This window comes from Streptococcus oralis (assembly GCF_018448765.2).
Taxonomy (GTDB): domain Bacteria; phylum Bacillota; class Bacilli; order Lactobacillales; family Streptococcaceae; genus Streptococcus; species Streptococcus oralis_BM.
In genome coordinates, this window is sequence record NZ_JAHCMC020000001.1 from 1,594,186 (window position 1) to 1,615,903 (window position 21,718).

The window sequence follows — 21,718 nt, forward strand, 5'->3', positions numbered from 1 at the left end:
GAGGTACCTTATGAAATCACTAGCTAGACTACTGATCAGTCATGTTTTTATCAGTATCTTTGTTACCTTTTTCCTACTTTCTGGACATATTGAGCATCCTTTCTTGATTATCTTTCTTTTATTCCTTCCTGTATTGAACAAGGGACAGAGATTCCAGAAAATCCAATCAAAAAAAATACGTCTTCTAAACGCATCTCTCTGTTTTGTCCTCGTATCCTTTCCACAACTTTTAACAAATCCTATGGAGTGGAGATACCTGGTATTTCTAATAATCTGCATCATTTTTAGTTTGGTCTACTTCTATACTCTCTATCAACTCTTTAAAGAAGTCAATCAAAAATCGCTCATTTAGGAGGTTACTCCCATGAAAAAAGAAGATCTCACCACTCGCTTACTCAAACTATTCTTTCACATACAAGGGCCTTTTGATGAATGCCGTCAAGAGATGATCTACAGGGCTTGTGCCCGTGCCTTGATCCAAATCGTTTACTCCTCCCTCCTACTCTTCTTGTTCTATCTCCTATTTGGACGCTTCATAGAGTTGGTTCGAGATGCCATGCCCTACCTCTATTTTGGACTTATCTTCGTCCTCTCATCTAGGGCGAGACTAGCAGTTCGCGACTCACATTTAGAAAAGGATGACCAGTCCGAAATCCATCACAAAAGCTACAGCAAAAGCCAAATCAAAGTTCGTAGTTGGGGTGTATTCATCAGTATTCAGATTGGTCTCTTCCTCTTACTAATCTTTCATAAACTCTTTGTTCAGCATTTTCCCTTAGATACCTTTTGGGACAATCTCTCCCAGTTCGATAAAATGCTCCCTTTACTAGTCTTAGGTTTGGGAATTGGTGCCATCTTTGGAACCATGACCTACGCCTTTTTATCGGAATACGTTAAAAAATAGACCAAGATTCGCTAATTTCTCATTTTATAGGCAAAGAATCCCACCTAGCTTGTTCTAGGTGGGATTTCCACTTCAATTCATAGGATATTTTCCAAAATATCTACTGATCCCTATCACCAATTCTCCCACTGGGTTTCAATCTTGACATCACCATAATTGCTTGGCGAGTATTTACTGTCATAAATCGAGCACCAATCTTTCAGGACTTTCTGATTTACGATTTCGTCGTAGTAAGAATCCAAATCCTTGGCAGTGATACCGTACTGCTCTAGGTAAGATTTCACTTGGGTTTCGTCTTCGATATAAGTTTCCGTATCCGCTTTCTTTAAACCTATTTTTACAAATTTTTTTAAAACACGATCCTTACGAGAATAGTTATCCCATATTCTAACTCTAACATTTGGCCCAATTCGCTTTTCAAACGAGATTGAACTTAATTGTGTTTTTGTAGCAAAATTAAAACCAATTTCGATTTCAAAATAGTCTTCTGGGGTATTGTTTTTATTATAAGTTCCAAATGGATAATATTTAGAATACTCTCCATCACTTGGCCAATCAGGTCTGATTTCAAATCCATCTATATTTCTTAAAATATTATTTGACCGATAGGTTTTCTCCGTCTCTTGGTAAATTTCATCAAAAATATTTTTAGGTTGTTGGATAAAAAAGTAGAAACAAGATAATACAATTAGTACAAATAACACTACTAGACCGAGTATTTTTTTCATCATCATCCTCCTAATCTGCCACAACTTCTAAACGATTTAAAAACTTGGACACACCTGGATATTTTCTTTCAATATATGCTTTAAGAGCACCCTCCCCATCTAACTTAATATCTGTTGGTCGCAAACTATCATAAATAGTATCCCTGACTGTATTCCAATCCTTATTTTTCAAAAATTCTCTTTCTCTCTGAGAGGAGTATTTTTGAAGGTCAGCATAATAGGAAGATATCGCTTGGTCATAGGATTGCCCCTTCTGCATACGGCCGATAAGATTGACCGAGTCCAAATCTGCCTTGTAGTCGTCTTCACCAATGCTTGGTTTCTTATCCGTAGCGTTAAAGGTCGTGTCTCCCTCCCAGCCTGAAAGGTCCTTGACATGCTCTCTACCGCCATAGACATCAGCTAACTGAACTTGATTAGGATTAAGGTGAGTCGCCATAGTGATGGATTGATGGGTAAAGTCTGCATGGCCTGCTCCATTGTTAGAATAGGCCTTCAGTTTGGTATCCCAAAATTGGTCAAAGTTACCTGAAGTACCATAAACTTTTTCATATTTAGTCTTGGCACTGTTATATTCAAGTCTTTTTTCTTTTAACTTTGTTATATTAGCAACTTCACCACCCGCCATCTCATGTTGCAATCTAAGGTTATAATACAGTTCTTTGGCCTTTTCTTTTTTCAATCCTAATTCTTTAAAGATTTCAAGAATTGGTTTCAAAGTTTTCAATTTTTGGCCTGTCTGCGGATCACTCACAAATTCGTTATAAAAATAATGCCCCAAACCACCTGCCGTTTCATTCCACTTAAAGTCATTATAGTAGGCTGCACCGACGACTCGCAAAAAGATATAGTCACGAAACTCTTGACTTGAGGTTGGGAACTTACTGTCTATCCCCTGCTTGATGGTCAGGAGTTGTTGGGCTGTCTCTGCATCAAAGCCGTATTCTGCCATCATGGTCTGGACAAAGGTCTTCTCTTGTCGACTGAGCTTCATATCCTTTGTATCAGTATAAGCAGATAGGTAGTTAGCCCAAGTCAGGTCAGATGGGACTTTAAAGACCCCTGTCTTTGCATCCCAACTACTTTCAATCTGGGCCAGTCCGCGACTCAGTTGCACATCAATACTGTCTAGTTCATCGAAAAGCCCTCCTGAGTAGCTATCATAGGCACGCAGGTCTCTCAAAATCGTTTCATAGACGCGTTTATTCGCATGGTGTCCTCGCATGAGTTCCACATTGCTGCGTCTCAATCTCCCCTTTTCTTCACTATCCATGGTCAAGCTAGAAAGGGATTGGTTGACTTCATCTAGATAAGCAATCATTTGCTCTTCCTGGCGGATCTTATCAAGCAGATCATCCTCACGCCAACTCTTGCTGTCGACCATACTTTGGTAGTCTTCTGGAAATTTCTTGATAGCTTGAGAGAAGGTTTCTGCATAGAGCTGTCCCCCTTTGCTCAAGGGCAGCAAGGCACTTGCAAAAAAACTTCTAGCCGAATCATAAGCGTCGCCCTTTAGACTCTCTGTATCCTCTGAAAACTTTTGAATGGCTGATTGCAAGTCTTGATAAGCCTCCACCTGAGATTGGCACATGGTTACTACACTTGAACTTTGTAGTTGTGATTGTTCCAAATACATATCAATGCCCATGTCGTTTCTCCTCTTCTCTTTCTAGTTCTTTGCGTCTTTCATAGTAAACCGCATCCAAGTCTCCCTCTAACCGGAATTTTTCTTTCTTCAAATCATCCATGTGGTAGCTGAGGTCCTCAAGGATTTGGTTTTTAAGTTGGTTTCTTTGCAGGAGCGTTTCTTCCAACTGTCCTGCATATCGGCTCTGATAGGCCGCCTCCCACAAATCACTTTGATAACGGTGGCTAGCTCTATCATATCCTTCAAAGGTTTCTATCAGTTCTTTGGTGCGATATTTCTCTTTTCCATTGTCTTCTAGCTGGTACAAGAGGTCTCGCTCTCTTTTCTTCAACCCATCTAACTTGCTCATGTATGACTCCTAAAATCATTGGCCGCAGCTTCATCTAGCGCCTCAAAATCACTCGCTACAGAGTGCAGTCGTTCGGAAGTTAGGGTGACAGCGGCTGTAATCTGACTAGCTAGATTTTGATCCTTTGTCAGACATTGATGGGCCTTGTTATTCCCTTGAAGGGTCGTTAGCTCATCTTGACTAGCCGCAGCGATTGCTGTTAACGATTGACAAGCATTTTTCAGCTGACTCGCATACGTTTGCGCAATATTTAGATCACTTTTTACTGTTGACATGACTGTTCTATCCTTTTTCTTAATCCCTAGTGTTAGGTTTACTTCATTTAGCTATATAGGCCTATTATACCATGTTTTATAAAAGGGTCATCATTTTGTGCTGATTTATTAACAATTGTGTATTTTTTCAATAACCTCTCCCATCCGACTCGACGAAAAAAGTAAAAACTGTTACAATGTAGAAAAAGAAAAGAGGCCCTCATGACTTCACTTTATGATTTTTCCGTTTTGAACCAAAACAACCAAGTAACTCCCCTGGAGAGCTATCGTGGCAAAGTTCTTTTGATTGTCAACACTGCTACCGGATGTGGCTTAACCCCCCAGTACAAAGGGCTCCAAGAACTCTATGATCACTACCAAGATCAGGGCTTTGAGATTTTGGATTTTCCTTGCAATCAGTTTATGGGACAAGCACCCGGCAGCGCAGAGGAGATCAATAGCTTCTGTAGCCTACACTATCAGACAACTTTCCCTCGCTTTGCCAAGATCAAGGTCAACGGCAAGGAAGCAGATCCTCTCTACCTTTGGTTAAAAGACCAGAAAGCTGGTCCGCTAGGAAAACGAATCGAATGGAATTTTGCTAAGTTTCTCATTGGTCGAGATGGGCAAGTCCTTGAGCGCTTCTCTTCCAAAACAGACCCCCAAACCATCCAAGAGTCTCTCCAAAAGATACTCTAATTTCTTTTTAAAACGTGTCCTTTCATTTAGTTTGAGACTTGAAAGGATGCTTTTTTTCTTTAAAAAGTAACTTATTTTCTTTAATTTATATTTATTTTTTGCTTTTTTGCTATTGCAATTCTTTCATTAATTTAGTATATTTGTTATATTAAAAACTATTAGTCATTTTAAGGGAGAAATGGCCTTTTAAATTTTTTATCTTAAAATGAAAGCGCTTTATAAACGGGAGGTAAAGTAGCTTACAAATTATCAGAGAGTTTTTTCATTAAATCAAGTTGTAACCAAGTCAGACTTGGGCTCGGGCAGTAGCTGACTGCCTTTCTAAAAACTAGGAGTATATTATGAATCGATACCTTTTTGAAAAAGGGCAAACTTTTAGCATTCGGAAGTTAACTGTGGGCGTAGCCTCTGTCATCGTCGGACTGGCATTTTTTGCTTCTGGAACCGTGCGTGCAGACGAAACATCTCCTGCCACGACATCCAATTTAGACCAGCAAATTGAACAAGTCGCAGATATAGAGGAAAGCAAGGCTGAACCAGCTAAAGAAGCAGGTCGAGTAGAGACTGAAAAACAAGAAACGCCTGCTGCCGATACCAACAGTGCTGACTTGCTCCCTGAAGACATTCAGGACCGTGCCTATCCAGACACACCTGTCAAAGAACTCGACACGACTACTATCGTTGACAAGAAAGCTAGTCCAGAAGTAGAAACTAAGAGCATTCTAAAGGATAAGGAAGAAGCTCCAAAAGAAGCTGAGAATGGAAACCGTGCTATTATTAACGGTGGACAAGATCTCAAACACATCAACTACGAGGGACAACCTGCAACTGCTGCTACTATGGTTTACAGCACTTACAATGCAGGGGAGCAACGTTACCTCGTTTCAGGCTCAGGTATCTTTGTAGCCCCTAACCTGATCCTTACCGTCGCTCATAACTTCCTAGAAGCCAATAAAGAAACTGGTGAAGGCCACATCCGTGGTGGGAAAGCTGCCCAGTTCTACTATAACGTTGGTTCAAATAGCGAAAAGAAAAACTCACTTCCATCTTCTGGAACTACGGTTTTATTTAGAGAAAAGGACATCCATTTCTGGAACAAGAAGGAGTTTGGCAAAGGCTATAAAAACGACCTTGCTCTTGTAGAAGCTCCTATTCCTCTTCCGATTGCTAGTCCAAACAAAGCAGCAACTTTTGCACCTTTAGCGGAGCACAAGACGCATCAGCCGGGAGAAGCTATTAGTACGATTGGCTACCCAACTGACTCGAGCTCAAAAGAACTGAAACAACCTATCCTAGCTGGCCAACTTTACAAGGCTAACGGGACTATCCGATCTGTTGATTCCTATGACGATAAGGGAACGACCGGTATCACCTACCAAACCACTTCTGTGTCTGGTTTGTCTGGTGGTGGGATTGTCGATAGCCAAGGAAAAGTTCTCGGTGTTCACCAACACGGAACCGTCGACAATGGTGTTCCTGAAAAGGATCGCTTTGGTGGCGGACTCGTCCTTTCACCTAAACAACTGAAATGGGTGAAGGACTTGATTGCCAAACATGGTGTGAAAGGCTGGTACCAAGGAGATAACGGAAATCGTTACTATTTTACCGATGAGGGGCGTATGCTTCGGAACGAAACAGCTGTTATTGGAAACAACGAATATTCCTTCAACCAAGATGGGATTGCTACCTTGACCAAGGGAGTTGAATACGGTCGTGTGGTTATTCAACACGAAGACGAAGAAGGAAATCCTGTCAAAGATAATGATACCTTCATCGAACAGACAGCTGTTGATTCGCCATTTGACTATAATTTCAAAAAAGAAATCGAGAAGACGGAATTCTATCAGAAGAATAAAGACAAATACGAAATTGTATCCATTGATGGCGTAGCAGTCAATAAACAGCTAAAAGATGCATGGACTGAAGAGCACAATGTTGTCAGCAAAGCGCCTGCCGGTACACGTGTCATCAAGGTGGTCTATAAAGTCAACAAAGGCTCTTTCAAAGTTTACTACCGTCAAAAAGGAACCACTACTGAACTAGCGGAAGCGACAGTTGATAACAATGACGGTCAAGAGTATGACGTTTCCTTTGTCAACACCTTCCATGCAAAAGACATTGCTGGCTACCGTCCAGTAAAAGCTAGCTTGGAAGCAAGGATCCAGCAAAAAGGGGTGAATGAGGTCGTCTTTGAATACGAGCCAGTAGCTGATACAGCTAATCCAACGACTCCGACTCCACCAGTGGCTCATCCAGAAGATAAGGAAACTGAGATTGGAAACCATGGACCTCTTCCAAGCAAGGCTCAACTTGATTACCACAAGGAAGAATTGGCGGCCTTCATCCACTACGGAATGAACACTTATACCAATTCTGAATGGGGAAATGGGAAAGAAGACCCTCGATACTTCAATCCAACCAACTTGGATACTGACCAGTGGATTCGCACTCTGAAGGAAACTGGCTTCAAACGAACCATTATGGTTGTTAAACACCACGACGGATTCGTTGCTTACCCATCTAAATACACCAACCATACCGTAGCTGCTAGCCCATGGAAAGATGGAAAGGGTGACCTTCTCGAAGAAGTTTCCAAGTCTGCTAGCAAGTATGACATGAACATGGGGGTTTACCTTTCACCATGGGATGCCAACCATCCTAAATACCATGTTGCAACCGAAAAGGAATACAACCAATACTATCTCAACCAACTGAAAGAAATCCTTGGAAATCCGAAATACGGAAATAAAGGCAAATTCATCGAAGTTTGGATGGACGGTGCGCGTGGTAGCGGTGCACAAAAAGTCACTTATACCTTTGATGAGTGGTTCAAATACATCAAAGAAGCTGAAGGAGATATCGCCATCTTCTCTGCTCAACCGACAAGCGTTCGCTGGATTGGAAATGAACGGGGGATCGCAGGTGACCCTGTCTGGCATAAAGTCAAGAGAGCCAATATCACAGACGATGTGAAAAACGAATACCTCAACCATGGTGACCCAGATGGTGATATGTACTCTGTAGGGGAAGCTGACGTTTCGATTCGTTCTGGTTGGTTCTACCATGACAATCAACAGCCGAAATCACTCAAAGAGTTGATGGATATCTACTTCAAGTCTGTTGGTCGTGGAACGCCACTTCTTCTCAATATTCCACCAAACAAAGAAGGAAAATTCGCAGATGCAGATGTAGCTCGCTTGAAGGAATTCAAGGCAACTCTAGACCAAATGTATGCAACTGACTTTGCCAAAGGTGCCACTGTAACAGCAAGTTCTACTCGTCAGAACCGCCTCTACAAGGAAAGTCACCTCACAGACGGTAAAGATGACACCAGCTGGGCGCTCTCAAATGATGCCACAACAGGTAGTTTCACAGTCGATTTGGGGCAAAAGAGACGCTTTGACGTTGTCGAACTCAAAGAAGACATTGCCAAAGGTCAACGGATCTCTGGTTTCAAGATTGAAGTCGAAATCAACGGACGCTGGGTTCCATATGGTGAAGGTTCAACTGTTGGTTACCGTCGCTTGATTCAAGGTAAGCCTGTAGAAGCACAAAAAATCCGTGTAACCATCACTGGTGCTCAAGCAACCCCAATCTTGACCAACTTCTCAGTTTACAAGACACCAAGCAGCATTGAAAAGACAGATGGCTATCCTCTCGGACTTGAATACCACTCAAACACAACTGCGGATACAGCCGGAACAACTTGGTACAATGAATCTGAAGGTGTTCGTGGCACTTCTATGTGGACCAATCAAAAAGATGCCAAAGCAAGCTATACCTTCACAGGAACCAAGGCCTATGTCGTCTCTACAGTCGATCCAGGTCATGGAGAAATGTCCGTCTACGTTGATGGTCAAAAGGTTGCCGATGTCCAAACTAAGAATGCTAGCCGTAAACGCAGCCAAAAAGTCTTTGAGACAGGCGATTTAGCACCTGGCCAACATACTATTACTCTTGTAAACAAAACAGGTGAACCAATTGCTACAGAAGGAATCTACACCCTAAACAATGATAGCAAGGGAATGTTTGAACTCGAATCTACCAACTACGAAGTCGAAAAAGGAAAACCAGTCACTGTTAAGATTAAACGTGTTGGTGGAAGCAAGGGGGCTGCTACTGTTCGCTTCATCACAGAACCTGGAACTGGAGTTCACGGTAAAGTTTACCAAGATACAACTCAAGATGTGACTTTTGAAGATGGAGAAACAGAAAAGACTGTGACCATCCCAACGATTGACTTTACAGAACAAGCCGACTCTATCTTTGACTTTAAAGCCAAGCTCACTTCTGTTTCTGATGGTGCCTTGCTCGGTTTTGCTACCGATGCAACCATCCAAGTGATGAAAGCCGAATTGCTGATCAAGGATCAAACAAGCTATGATGACCAAGCTAGTCAGTTGGATTACAGTCCTGGCTGGAACCATGAAACTAATTCCGCAGATAAATACCAAAAGACGGAGTCTTGGGCTTCCTTTGGTCGCTTAACTGATGAACAAAAGAAAAAGACAACCGTAACAGCTTACTTCTACGGTACTGGACTTGATATCAAGGGCTATGTTGATCCAAATCATGGTATCTACAAGGTATTCCTCGACGGCAAAGAAGTTCCTTACCAAGAGGGTATGGGAAATGCTTCGACTATTGATGGTAAGAAATACTTTAGCGGTCACGCTGCCCAACGCCAAGGCAATCAAACTCTGGTTAACCTAAAAGGTCTGGACGAAAACCTGCACGCAGTCACCCTTCAACTCGATCCTGATCGAAACGATTTGTCTCGAAATATCGGTATCCAGGTAGACCAATTCATCACTCGTGGTGAAGGTAGTGAACTCTACAGCAAGACAGATATCATCCAGTCTATCTCTAAATGGAAAGATGATCTGTCAAACTTTGATCCAGCAGGTTTGAAAAATACGGCTACTGCACGCCAAGCTTTCCAAGCAAATCTAGAAAAATTGAGAAACCAACTTAGTACCGAAGCTGTGGATGTTCAAGAAGTCATGTTGACAGTCAGTTCCTTACAAGATATCCTATCCAAGGATGAAAACTATCAAAGAGGACAAGAGGAACCTAGTCCAGATCAACCTGAACAGCCTGAAGAACCTTCTAAACCTGACCAACCAGCCGAACCAAAACAACCGGAAATTGAGTACGATAAGGCTATGGACAGCTTGGCAAAAGCTATCGAGAAAAAAGTCGCTGAGCTTGGATCCAACAAGGAAGCTAAGAAGAAATTATTAGCAATTGCTGACCAAGCCATTGCTGCAATCCAAGAAGCTAAAACTCAGGAAGCAGTCAATCAAGCGCTAGAAACTGCTCTCGAACAAATCAGCAAGCTCGAAGCAGCTCAGCCTGAGAAACCTGCTCAACCTGAAAAACCAGTTCAACCTGAGAAACCTACTCAACCGGAAAAGCCTGCTGAGCCCGAAAAGCCTGCTCAGCCTGAGAAACCGGCGCAACCGGAAAAGCCTGCTCAGCCTGAAAAACCTGCTCAACCTGAGAAACCTGCTCAGCCTGAAAAGCCAGCTCAACCTGAGAATCCAGTTCAACCTGAACAACCTGCTCAACCGGAAATTCCAGCTCAACCGGAAAAGCCGACTCAACCTGAGAATCCAGTTCAACCTGAACAACCTGCTCAACCTGAGAAACCTGACCAGCCTGAAAAGCCAGTTCAGCCTGAGAAACCTGCTCAGCCTGAAAATCCGACTCAACCGGAAACTCCAGCGCAACCTGAGAAACCAATTACTTCTTCAAGTCCTGAGGAAGGAGTTAAAGACCTTGTCTTTACACTTCCAAGCTTGGAAATCGTCAATAAGGTCGTACCGTTTAAGACGATTCGTCGCGAAAACCCACAATTAGACAAAGGAAAAGAGCAAGTTCTATCAGAAGGGAAAGACGGTCTCTTAGTCGAGTATGTTGAAGTGAACGGTAACAATCGCAAGGTTCTCCAAACAGAAGCAACTCCAGCACAAGATCGAGTGATTGAGGTAGGTAGCAAACAAAGCTCAGTTGGAACAGAAGCGCCACCAGTTGTGACTCTTCCTGAGTATATTCTCCCAAGAGAGACTGAAAAACCTGCTCCAGTCGTAACAGATAATTCACCAGCAAAAGATGAAAAAGCTCCTGTTACAACTACAGTCAAAGAAGACAAGGAAAGACAACTTCCAGCAACTGGGGAACAAGAAGCAACTGCCTTCCTCTACTTGGCAGCAATCACTTCTATCTTGTCTCTCCTTATCTTCCAAAAGAATTTCAAAGACTAATAACCCTCTTTGATTGATTCTTTCTAATTATTCAGTTCCCCCGTAGAGAAGACCATCTGGTCTTCTCTTTTTTTCACGATCAACCTTGTGTGAAAAAATCCATAAAGGATCCCAAAATTTAATTGAACTTTTTATAAATTCACAGTACTGAACGCCCATATTTTTCTAGCCTCCTACTTACATAGTTTCCTCTAAAACTTACTCGAGCCATCTCCATTCACAGAATTCACTTTCATCACTTAGCAGGATAAATGCTTCTCAAATCAATTGTTATCCCTTAACGATCTATTATTTCATTTCAGATGACAAGTCTCCATCAATACCCTATATTTTATAGGCTAGAATACTAAAAAAGTTCAAGGGCATACTTTATTATTTATAGAAAAAATTACTTATAAATATTATGTAAATTGATTCTTAATAACGTTTAAAAGCGTCACTGATTTCTCAAGATAAAAAAATAGTCCAGAACAGTTGTTCTGGACTATTTCCTTTCCAATTACTTCCTAAGAACTAACTGAAAATCATCTGGCTCTATAATTTCTGTAGTGGGTAAAACTACTGTAGAAATTATGGAGCCTATTTTGTTGTAGAAAAAAAAGTCATATATTCTATCTCACCTTTTTCTTAGGCGATAGAAAATCAGAATCCTATGCTCTTCAATGGAAACATATCGATTTTTCAAAATCACAGATTCAGCTAATTCAAGCTTTAGATAGATATGGACAAGTAAAATCAACTAAGGGAAATAAGAAGACTATTTTCTCTATTTCTAATGACTTACTTCAACTTCTTACCTCTTGGAAAGAGCAACAAAAATATGAACTAGCAAAGTTTGGCATCATCAGTAATCCAGAACAATTTGTTTTTACATATATCGATACAAAAGGAAACATCAACAAGCCTTTACATGCTGACTATCTAAACAATAAAATGAAAAGCATCAGAAAGCGACATAAAGAGCTGGCACATGCTACACCTCATAAACTGCGACATACAGGAGCAACGCTTGCTAAACAAGCAGGAATGAGCTTAGAAGCTATTTCTGAAGCACTAACACATAGCGATACAGGTACAACTCAGATTTATGTCAATACTTCTAATATAGTTCCTATGGCAGTTGGTGAATTTGCTTTAAAGTCTCTAAAACAATAAGGTAAAAATAAGGTGAACTTTGAGGTAAACTTTTAAAAAAAACACGAAAAAAGCACCCATAAGGTAAACTTTTGAGTGCTTTGAAACGTTGATATAATCGTATTGATTAACGTTTTGAGAATTGTGATGCTTTACGAGCTTTCTTAAGACCTGGTTTCTTACGTTCAACTTTACGTGAGTCACGTGTAAGAAGACCTGCGCGTTTCAATGAATCGCGGAAGTCTGGGTCTACTTGAAGAAGGGCACGAGCGATACCGTGACGGATAGCTCCTGCTTGACCAGCGTATCCACCACCTACAACGTTAACGAAAACGTCGTATGAACCTACAGTTGAAGTAACTACGAATGGTTGGTTGATAACAAGACGAAGGTCAGCGTGTGGGATGTACTCTTCAACATCTTTTTTGTTAACAGTGATTTTACCAGTTCCTGGAACAAGGCGAACGCGTGCAACAGCGTTTTTACGACGTCCAGTACCTGCATATTGTGCTTGTGACATACTTTATTGTTCCTTTCCTTAGATAAGTCCTGAAATATCAAGAACTTCTGGTTGTTGTGCAGCGTGAGTGTGCTCAGCTCCAACGAATACTTTCAATTTCATACCTTGAGCGCGGCCAAGAGTATTGTGTGGAAGCATACCTTTAACTGATTTTTCGATCAAACGTACTGCATTTTTAGAACGAAGTTCACCAGCAGAGATTTGTTTCAATCCACCTGGGTGGTTTGAGTGAGTGTAGTAGATCTTATCAGTTGCTTTTTTACCAGTCAATTTAACTTTTTCAGCATTGATAACGATTACGAAGTCACCTGTATCAGTGTGTGGTGTAAATGTTGGTTTGTTTTTTCCGCGAAGTACGCTAGCAACAACTGCTGAAAGGCGTCCAAGAGGTACATCAGTTGCGTCAACAACGTACCATTTGCGTTCTACTTGGCCTGGTTTAGCCATGAATGTAGTTTTGTTCATGATTTCTCCTATATGAATATCGTTTTTGTTTACAGGGCGGATGTTCCGGTCCGCGGGGTATTTGAAAGGTTCCGGGGCCTTACAAATGGGGTAAACAATACCGTCTACTATCATACCAAATTTCACTACTAAAAGTCAATAGATATGAAAAATATTTTTGCCGATTTCAGTGTTTAACATCTAGAAAAACCTCGCTTTTGCGAGGCTCTCCTATTTGTAAGCTAAGGCACGTTTAAAGGTTTTCCAGATTCCCAAATCATCCGTTTGAAGGACTAGGCTAGCATACATGCGTCCGATAAAGGCTGTTGCAGTGACTGCAAAAACAACCGTTATGGCTAGAGAAATCCAAGCTTCCAGACCACTTGCATACCCATTTATAGCTCTAAATGGCATAAAGAAAGTCGAAATGAAGGGAATGTAGGAACCAATTTTCAAAACCAAATTATCCCCTGCAGCACCTAGAGCGGTCACTCCAACGAATCCTGCGATAATCAAGATCATCAATGGTGACAAGGCTTTCCCTGAATCCTCAGGACGAGAAACCATAGAACCTAGAAAGGCTGCCAAAACAACATACATAAAGAGACTAACCAAGACAAACAATAAGGTATTGAGCGAGAAGGCATCTCCTAGATGATTTAAAATACCAGATTGAGCCAAGATTGGTAGGTCTTTAAAGAGCAGAATCGCAGCCAGACCACCCACGACGTAAATCCCAATATGAGTCAAAATCACAAGAAGCAGAGCCAGCATGCGAGCATAGAAATAATGACTAGCTCGGATACTAGAGAAGACCACTTCCATGATTTTGGTTCCTTTCTCGCTAGCCACTTCCTGAGCAGTAACACTAGCATAGGTAATCAAAATCATATAAAGGAAGAAACCAAGCCCTGCGGCCGCAATGGTTTGGACAATTTTTTTGTTTTCCTTAGATTCATCAATCTTCTCAGTAAAGTCAACGGTTTGACTCAGGCGCTTTTCCTGTTCTTGGGACAAATTAGCCGCCGAGCGATTGAGTTGGTATTGCAGTTCGTTGAGCTTATTTGTTACAGCCAGCTTGATGCCACTTTCAAGAGAAGTTTCACCGTGATAGACGGCCTTGAGGACGCTGTCCTCTTGGTCAATGGTTAGGTAACCCTTGATTTTCTCATCCTTGATAGCAGCCTGGGCACTGGCTTCATCCTTGTAATCAAAGTTGATACCATTGGTACCCTTGAGCCCTTCTTCCACAGATGGCACTGTTGTTACTACTGCTATCTTGCTATTCTTGGCCATAGAAGACCCTTGGAGGTAGCCAATTCCTGCAGATAAGGCTAAAAAGAGGAACGGCGAAATCACCATAAAGAAGAAACTCCACGACTTGACATGTCGAAGATAGGTTTCCTTCATTACAATCCACATATTTCTCATACTTCCACCCCTGATTCTAGTTTAAAGATTTCATCGATTGTTGGAGCTTGTTGGTCAAAGGTCGCGATGTACTGACCTTGAGTCAGGATTGGGAAGAGTTCCCTTCCAGCGCTCTCATCATCTAGGATTAATTTCCAACTACCTTGCTTGGTTAAACTCACCTGTTTGACATGAGGAAGTTTTTCCAATTCTTCCTTGCTTCGTTCACTTGAAACAAAGAGACGCGTTTTCCCGTATTGATTGCGAACATCCTGAACTGGTCCATGCAAGACCACACGCCCATCACGAATCATCAGGATATCATCGCAAAGCTCCTCAACATTGGTCATGACATGGTCAGAAAAGATAATGGTCGCACCGCGCTCTTTCTCTTTCAAGATGACCTGTTTGAGCAACTCGGTGTTGACTGGGTCCAAACCACTAAAAGGTTCATCCAAGATAATCAAATCTGGTTCATGGATTAGGGTGATAATCAGCTGAATTTTCTGCTGATTCCCTTTGGAGAGGCTCTTGATTTTGTCGGTCAATTTGCCCTTCACTTCCAATTTTTCCATCCATTGAGGGAGTTTTTCCTTGACCTCCTTAGCATCCATGCCTTTTAGAGTAGCCAAGTAGCGAACTTGCTCAAGGACTGTCAATTTGGGCATGAGGCTACGTTCCTCAGGCAGATAGCCAATCCGAGCGTAGGTTTCCTGACGAATCTCCTGCCCATCCAGACTGATTTCTCCTTGATACTCCAAAAATTTCAACATACTGTGGAAAATCGTTGTTTTCCCAGCACCATTTTTCCCGACCAGCCCCAGAATCCGTCCTGGACTTGCTTGAAAATCGACACCAAACAAGACTTGCTTGGAACCGAAACTTTTCTCTAGATTTCTTACTTCTAGCATTTTCCACCTCCGAAATATGTTGCACTTATTATACTCCTTTTTGATAGCATTTACAACGTTTTATGTCCATTTTATCGATATTATTTATAGTAAAAATCTACCAAATCCAAGGTTTTTAAGCGCTCCAGTAATAGGTTTAGTATAGCTCATTAAAAATTGGATAGGGTGTCTTTCTCCTCAACTGTTGCTTTTCTCTTTTGAACTGTCCTTTTGAAACTAAAAAACCACCCCGAAGGATGGATTGATGAGTTAACGTACTTCTGCATTGACTTTTTCTTCGAGTGATGCTTGGATTTTTTCCATGTAGCGTGCGACTTCCTCGTCCGTCAAGCTGTCTTCTGGATTTTGGAAGGTCAAGCTATAGGCCATTGACTTCATACCAAGTCCCAATTTTTCGCCTAAGAAGACGTCAAAGAGTTTGATATCTGTCAAACGTTTCACGCCTGCAGCTCGGATAGCATCTACAACTTCTTGGTGAGTGACTTCTGCCTTGAGAAGTAGAGCAATATCACGACTAACCGCTGGGAATTTGGTGATTTCCACAAATGGAGCCGCAGGTTGAAGCGCAGCTTCGATGGCTGAAAGGTTGAGCTCCGCTACATACGTTTCTGGAATATCATAAGTCTTAGCAGTGACCGGATGCACTTGGCCAATGAAACCAAGAACTTGGTCACCGAGTGAAATCACGGCTGTACGTCCTGGGTGTAGACTTGCAATCTCAGCTGTTGCTGTATAAGTCACTTCAAGTCCCAGGCGAGTAAATAATGCTTCAAGGATTCCCTTAGCATAGAAGAAATCAACTGGAACTGCTGCCGTTTGGAAGTCTTTTTCTGCAACCAAGCCTGTCAAGGCAAAGGCAAAGCTGTTGATCTCGTTTGGTAGATCTTCTTTTGGATTACCCGTTTGCTCGAAGACTTTTCCAATCTCATAAAGAGCCAAGTTTTTATTCTTACGTGCTACGTTGTAGGCCACCGTATCAAGGATACCTGAGATCATATTTTGACGGAGGACTGAACGGTCCACTGTCATTGGCCACATGAGTTCTGTAAGGTTACTTGGTTGAGCCGTGAACTCAACTGCTTTTTCAGGCGTTGTTAGAGCGTAGGTAATGATTTCTGTCAAACCTGCTCCTTCAGCGATCGTACGAACTTGGCGACGCAATTTTTGTGTCGCAGTCAATTCACCAGCTGTACCATCGTCTTTTGGAAGACTAGTTGGCAAGCGATCATAACCATAGATACGAGCGATTTCTTCAAAGAGGTCTGCTTCGATAGTGATATCCCAACGACGACGGGGTACGCTGACTGTAAAGCTTTCTGCATTGCCAGAAAGACCAAAGCCAAGACGACGGAAGACATCTTCCACATCAGCATATGAAAGTTCCGTACCAAGAACACGGTTGACATCGGCAAGAGTTGAAGATACTTCTACATCTGAAGTGTCAAGCTCACCCGCTGAAACGATGCCCTTACGCACTGTCGCACCTGCAAGTTCTGCAATCATGCTAGCTGCAGCATCCAAGGCCTCATCGACTGTTGCCACATTAATCCCTTTTTCAAAACGAGAAGATGATTCCGAACGAAGGTTAAGGCGTCCACTAGTCTTACGAATGGATGTGCCATTGAAAACAGCTGCTTCTAACACAACGCGACTAGAATTTTCGGAGATTTCTGTAGCCTCTCCACCCATGACACCTGCAAGGGCTACTGGTTTGTCAGCCACAGTGATGACTAAGTCATTTGTTTCCAAGTCACGTTCTTCACCGTCCAAGGTCACCAATTTTTCACCAGCACGCGCTTCACGCACATGGATGTCATTGCCTTCAAAGGTATCCAAGTCAAAGGCATGCATAGGCTGACCAAAGTAGAGTAGGATATAGTTGGTTACGTCGACCACATTATTGATGGGACGGATACCTTCGTTCATGAGGAGATTTTGCAACCACTGTGGACTTGGTGCGATGGTCACATTGTCCAAGATACGGGCAGCATAGTATGGCGCCTTGTCTGTTTCAATCCCTACAGAAAGAGCATCTGCTGCACTTTCATTTGTTTCTGTTAAACTGAATTCCTTAAAGCTAACTGCCTTGTCATAGATAGCTGCCACTTCGTGCGCTACTCCACGCATAGATAGAGCATCTGCACGGTTTGGCGTGATGGAAAGTTCGATAATTTCATCATCCAAGTCTAGGTAAGAAAAGACTTCGTCCCCAGGAATAGCATCTTGAGGCAAGATTTGGATACCATCTGCGAATTCCTTTGGCACAACTGAGTCCGAAATACCTAATTCACCAAGTGAGCAAATCATTCCGAGAGACTCTAAGCCACGGATTTTCCCTTTTTTGATTTTGTAGTTGTCAGCGATACGAGCTCCTGGAAGAGCCACCATGACCTTGATACCAGCACGCACATTTGGGGCACCACAAACGATCTGACGGGCTTCTTCTTCGCCAACGTTAACCTGACAAACATGAAGATGAGTTTCTGGCACATCTTCGCAAGACAAGACCTCACCGACGACAATTTTTGAGAGACCGGCAGCCGGTGATTCGACACCTTCGACCTCGATCCCTGTAGTTGACATTTTTTCAGCCAACTCTTGTGATGGCACATCAATGTCCACCAATTCTTTTAACCATTTATAAGATACAAGCATAATTCTGATTGTAAGATCTCACCAAGTAAGACCTTTTCAATTCCTTTCTTTTTCTTCGAGTCAGTCCTCACCTTCTCATCGAGAGAAAATGACTAGGACTGTATAGGACTGTGTTTCAGGTTTCAATCTTATTTAAACTGTTCTGAGAAGCGGACATCCCCTTGGTAGAATCCACGAATATCGTTGATTCCGTAGCGGAGCATAGCTACACGCTCTTGACCAAGACCAAAGGCAAAACCAGAGTAAACAGTTGCATCAATACCACTCATCTCAAGGACACGTGGGTGAACCATACCAGCACCCATAATCTCGATCCAACCTGTTTTCTTACATACGTTACAGCCTTCTCCACCACACTTAAAGCAAGAAACATCCACCTCGACAGATGGCTCTGTGAATGGGAAATAGGATGGACGCAGACGAATCTGACGCTCTTCACCAAACATTTTTTGAACGATCAATTGAAGGGTTCCTTGAAGATCTGCCATAGAAATGTTCTTCCCAACAACCAAGCCTTCGATTTGGTGGAACTGGTGACTGTGGGTCGCATCGTCCGTATCACGACGGAATACACGCCCAGGTGAGATCATTTTCAAAGGACCTTTTGAAAAATCATGGGCGTCCATAGCACGCGCCTGAACTGGAGACGTGTGAGTACGGAGTAAGATTTCTTCTGTGATGTAGAAAGTATCCTGCATATCGCGAGCTGGGTGATCTTTTGGAAGGTTCATACGCTCGAAGTTATAGTAGTCTTGCTCCACTTCAAAACCATCCACGACTTGGTAACCCATCCCGATAAAAATATCTTCGATTTCTTCACTGGTTTGTGTAAGAACATGACGGTGACCAACCGCAACAGGACGACCTGGAAGTGTTACATCGATGCTCTCACTAGCAAGTTGAGCTGCGACTTTCTTTTCTTCCAAGAGTTTCGCTGTTTCCTCAAAGGCTGCTGTCAAGACATCACGAGCTTCATTAACGTGTTTCCCGATGACAGGGCGCATTTCAGCCGATACATCCTTCATCCCTTTAAGGATTTCAGTAAGCGACCCTTTTTTACCAAGGACAGAGACACGTAATTCTTGCATCTCTTTTTCATTTTCAGCAGTAATCTGCTTCAAGCTAGCCAGCGTTTCTTCGCGAAGCGCTTTTAATTGTTCTTCAATAGTTGACATAATTCCTCCATCAGTCGCTCGTAGATAAAAAGAAAACCACATGCCAAAAACTCCACTCGGAGCGTTGACACGCGGTACCATCCGTTTCATCTGACAAGTCAGACCTTCATTTCTAAATCCATGCGCAAGTGAATTCACTCAGCTTTCATATAGAGAGCTTGCAGTCATGGCTCTCCTCCCTGATATACTTCCCTTGAGTTACTAGTCTTGCGGATTTCTATTCGATTACTACATAGTTTATCAAATTTTTAGTTAAAAAACAAGTTAGACCAGACTAATTTCAATATAAAAAGGAACAAGACGCAATGCACTATCTATTTGTAAGATCTGTTTCATCTGCTTTCCCTTTCATTTCTTTCTCCTCAAGGGAATTCGATACTCACTTCTGCTTGCCTTTAAATCGCCATTGGAAGCGAAGCTTATCATAGAAAGGAAATTCGATAAACAAGACTCCCAAGCCTACACAGAGACTGGCAAGAACATCTGATGGGTAGTGAACTCCCAGATAGACCCGAGATAGCAGCACACTGACTAGGTAGAGGCCAAGGACGATTTGCACGATTTTTCTCCAGACTGGATTTTTAATTCGCTGACTAAGAATAACAATCAAAGTCCCTACCATCAGCGTCACTGCCAGAGAATGCCCACTTGGGAAGGAAAATCCCTTCTCCTCGACTAGATGTAAGATAGCTGGTCGTGGGCGCTGGTAGATGTTTTTAAAGGTCACGATTAAAAGACCAGCTAAGGCTAGATTGCCCGCCATGAAGTAGCTTTCTATCTTCCACTGCTTACGATAAAAGATAAAGGCTGCAATGGTAACCCAGGTGATAATCACTGGGATATCAATCAAATGCGTAAGGGCACGGAACAGAACTGTCAAATAATCTGGCAAGTCCCCACGAAGAGCAGTCTGAATCGGTTGATCAAAACCGACCAGCGTTTCAGGATAGAACTTAACCATATAGCCAAGAAGGACGAAAAGTAAAAGGGCAAAACTGCCCTTCATTAAAAATGTTTGTTTATCTCTCATAATGTTTTAAGGTTGGTTTTAAGAGGACATACAGCAACCAGAATGAAACGGCAAAGATTACACCCTCAATCAAGTTAAAAGGTAAAACCATGGTCATTAGGTAGTTGGAAAGTCCCAAAATTTTTCCAATATCAAAGTTGGCAAACTGCGCGTACAAAGGAACCGCATAAACATAGTTGAGAACCAACATCGCAGCAGTCAATCCAATAGTTCCCGCTAGAGATGCTAGTAGGAAACGAAGAGTACTACGTTCCTTTTTCCAAATCAAACCAAAGGCGATAACAAAAACTCCCAAGGCTACGATATTCATTGGCAAACCAATGTAGGTGTTCACTCCTTGGCTATTCAGAAGCAACTTCAAGAGTGAGCGAAGCAAGAGAATTCCTAGTGCAGCTGGCAAATCCATCACCACCAAGCCCACAAGGACCGGCAAGATACTAAACTCGATCTTGAGGAAGGTCGCCGCTGGCAAGAGCGGAAAGTCAAAGTACATCAGCACAAATGAAATGGCTGATAAAATCGCAACGGTCGAAAGTCGACGTGTGTTTGTCATAACAGGTTCCTCCAATTTTCTATAAAATCAGAAGAAGTTGGAAAGGATCCCTCTATCTATTCTCACTTTTTATATCCCAAAAGCTCCCTCTCACTCTTTTGAGCAAGCGGTTGCAATTCATCTATAAACTCATCAGAACAGACAAAGCTATTCTTTCGTCTTCTCCCATCCAGACTATACTGTCGGTTGTGGAATCGCACCACATCAGCTTGCGCTCGCGGACTTCTTTAACTAAGATATTTTGGATTAATCTAGGCGTCGCAGTCGAAGATAATACTTGAGTATATCGAGACAAGACAACGAAGAGTAAGCCAAAATAGCTAGTTAAAGTCACCGCCGGTCGGGAATTGCACCCAGCCCTGAAGACCCTTTAATCATAACAAAAAACGCTTGCAAGTGCAAGCATTTTGATTATTTCAATTTATCTGCTTCATAGGTGTGAACAAGCTCAAGACCTACAAAGTTCTGCTGGCGGAGCGCTTCATAGACAATCATGCAGACGGTATTAGACACATTGAGACTGCGGACGTGTTCATCGTTCATAGGAATACGGAGAGCTTTCTCAGGATGTTCTCGCATAAAGTCCTCAGGCAAGCCCTTGTCTTCACGTCCAAAGAGAAAATAATGGTCTTCGTCAGTCGATAAATCTGCTTCAGAATATACTTTCTCAGCAAATTTCGAAATCAGATAGAGTTTTCCCTTCATCTGAGACATGAAATCTTCCAAGCTGTCATAAAAATAAATATCTAACTTATCCCAATAATCTAATCCAGCTCGCTTCATCTTGCGATCATCAATAGGAAATCCCATCGGTTTGATGATGTGAAGGGGAGAATTGGTCGCAGCGCAAGTACGCGCAATGTTACCTGTATTTTGTGGAATCTGAGGTTCAAATAATACAATGTGATTTGTCATGACTTGCTTCCTTTCACCATTGCAAAAAAATAGCCACACTGCCCGGAGTCAAGCTCAGCAAACAGCGTGGTTAAGGCATCGTTAACTTACCTCACAACAGGTTTGAAGTAAATCAGCGAAGCT

At 42.3% G+C, this 21,718-nt stretch carries 17 protein-coding genes, 1 pseudogene and 1 riboswitch; of the genes and pseudogenes, 5 read left to right on the top strand and 13 right to left on the bottom strand.

From position 1 onward, the window contains the following. Positions 1–10: 10 nt before the first annotated feature. On the top strand, positions 11–352 hold the full coding sequence (locus KIH88_RS08015) for a hypothetical protein (RefSeq protein ID WP_213988928.1): 342 nt from the start codon (positions 11–13) through the stop codon (positions 350–352). Positions 353–364: 12 nt separating this feature from the next. Further along, positions 365–904: a DUF3278 domain-containing protein gene (locus tag KIH88_RS08020; RefSeq protein ID WP_213988929.1), complete on the top strand. Its 540-nt coding sequence runs from the start codon at positions 365–367 to the stop codon at positions 902–904. A 113-nt stretch (positions 905–1,017) separates the two neighbouring features. Here the strand turns inward: KIH88_RS08020 and KIH88_RS08025 are convergent, their stop codons facing one another. The 4 genes from KIH88_RS08025 to KIH88_RS08040 are packed head-to-tail and all read right to left on the bottom strand — an operon-like array spanning position 1,018 to position 3,904. Next, positions 1,018–1,632: a TipC family immunity protein gene (locus KIH88_RS08025; RefSeq protein ID WP_000721852.1), complete on the bottom strand. Its 615-nt coding sequence runs from the start codon at positions 1,630–1,632 to the stop codon at positions 1,018–1,020. A gap of 10 nt (positions 1,633–1,642) precedes the next feature. Further along, entirely contained in the window at positions 1,643–3,280 is a 1,638-nt protein-coding gene (locus KIH88_RS08030; RefSeq protein WP_213988930.1) for a T7SS effector LXG polymorphic toxin, read from the bottom strand. Continuing rightward, entirely contained in the window at positions 3,270–3,629 is a 360-nt protein-coding gene (locus KIH88_RS08035; RefSeq protein ID WP_213988931.1) for a DUF3958 family protein, read from the bottom strand. Before KIH88_RS08035 ends, KIH88_RS08030 begins: the two co-directional genes overlap by 11 nt. Beyond that, a complete protein-coding gene (locus tag KIH88_RS08040) occupies positions 3,626–3,904 on the bottom strand; it encodes a TIGR04197 family type VII secretion effector (RefSeq protein WP_213988932.1) in 279 nt (92 codons plus the stop codon). The genes KIH88_RS08035 and KIH88_RS08040 overlap by 4 nt, the downstream gene beginning before the upstream one ends. Before the next feature lie 201 nt (positions 3,905–4,105). Here KIH88_RS08040 and KIH88_RS08045 point away from each other — a divergent pair, with 201 nt between their 5' ends. From KIH88_RS08045 to KIH88_RS08055, 3 genes and pseudogenes are all read left to right on the top strand, one after another. Beyond that, the gene (locus KIH88_RS08045) at positions 4,106–4,582 is read left to right on the top strand and encodes a glutathione peroxidase (RefSeq protein WP_213988933.1); all 477 of its coding nucleotides are present in this window, start codon (positions 4,106–4,108) and stop codon (positions 4,580–4,582) included. Positions 4,583–4,923: 341 nt separating this feature from the next. Next, the gene (locus KIH88_RS08050; RefSeq protein WP_445656360.1) at positions 4,924–10,848 is read left to right on the top strand and encodes an alpha-L-fucosidase; all 5,925 of its coding nucleotides are present in this window, start codon (positions 4,924–4,926) and stop codon (positions 10,846–10,848) included. Between the two features lie 606 nt (positions 10,849–11,454). Further along, a pseudogene (locus tag KIH88_RS08055) lies at positions 11,455–12,003 on the top strand (site-specific integrase); the annotation flags it as partial. A gap of 106 nt (positions 12,004–12,109) precedes the next feature. On the opposite strand, the gene rpsI reads toward KIH88_RS08055, so the two are convergent. The 9 genes from rpsI to KIH88_RS08100 all read right to left on the bottom strand — a co-directional run bounded on the left by rpsI (position 12,110) and on the right by KIH88_RS08100 (position 21,595). Next, positions 12,110–12,502: a 30S ribosomal protein S9 gene (gene rpsI, locus KIH88_RS08060; protein ID WP_033585534.1), complete on the bottom strand. Its 393-nt coding sequence runs from the start codon at positions 12,500–12,502 to the stop codon at positions 12,110–12,112. 18 nt (positions 12,503–12,520) lie between these two features. Continuing rightward, the gene (rplM, locus tag KIH88_RS08065; RefSeq protein WP_001044624.1) at positions 12,521–12,967 is read right to left on the bottom strand and encodes a 50S ribosomal protein L13; all 447 of its coding nucleotides are present in this window, start codon (positions 12,965–12,967) and stop codon (positions 12,521–12,523) included. A 210-nt stretch (positions 12,968–13,177) separates the two neighbouring features. Further along, positions 13,178–14,377 (bottom strand): ABC transporter permease, encoded by a 1,200-nt coding sequence (locus KIH88_RS08070; protein ID WP_033585533.1) that lies wholly within the window; start codon positions 14,375–14,377, stop codon positions 13,178–13,180. After that, the gene (locus tag KIH88_RS08075) at positions 14,374–15,267 is read right to left on the bottom strand and encodes an ABC transporter ATP-binding protein (protein WP_000895273.1); all 894 of its coding nucleotides are present in this window, start codon (positions 15,265–15,267) and stop codon (positions 14,374–14,376) included. Before KIH88_RS08075 ends, KIH88_RS08070 begins: the two co-directional genes overlap by 4 nt. Positions 15,268–15,516: 249 nt before the next feature. After that, complete coding sequence (gene pheT, locus KIH88_RS08080) at positions 15,517–17,922, bottom strand: phenylalanine--tRNA ligase subunit beta (protein ID WP_033585531.1); 2,406 nt, start codon at positions 17,920–17,922, stop codon at positions 15,517–15,519. A gap of 128 nt (positions 17,923–18,050) precedes the next feature. Then, positions 18,051–19,097 carry a phenylalanine--tRNA ligase subunit alpha gene (gene pheS / locus KIH88_RS08085; RefSeq protein WP_000103747.1) on the bottom strand — a complete coding sequence of 349 codons (1,047 nt, stop codon included), beginning with the start codon at positions 19,095–19,097 and terminating at the stop codon, positions 18,051–18,053. Between the two features lie 379 nt (positions 19,098–19,476). After that, a complete protein-coding gene (locus tag KIH88_RS08090; RefSeq protein WP_033585529.1) occupies positions 19,477–20,127 on the bottom strand; it encodes a phosphatase PAP2 family protein in 651 nt (216 codons plus the stop codon). Next, positions 20,117–20,680, bottom strand: coding sequence for an ECF transporter S component (locus KIH88_RS08095; protein WP_084872226.1), 564 nt, complete (start codon positions 20,678–20,680; stop codon positions 20,117–20,119). The genes KIH88_RS08090 and KIH88_RS08095 overlap by 11 nt, the downstream gene beginning before the upstream one ends. Positions 20,681–20,833: 153 nt before the next feature. Further along, a riboswitch (FMN riboswitch) is annotated at positions 20,834–21,051 on the bottom strand. Between the two features lie 40 nt (positions 21,052–21,091). After that, positions 21,092–21,595, bottom strand: a complete 504-nt coding sequence (locus KIH88_RS08100) for a tRNA (cytidine(34)-2'-O)-methyltransferase (protein WP_084872224.1) — start codon at positions 21,593–21,595, stop codon at positions 21,092–21,094. Positions 21,596–21,718: the final 123 nt, after the last annotated feature.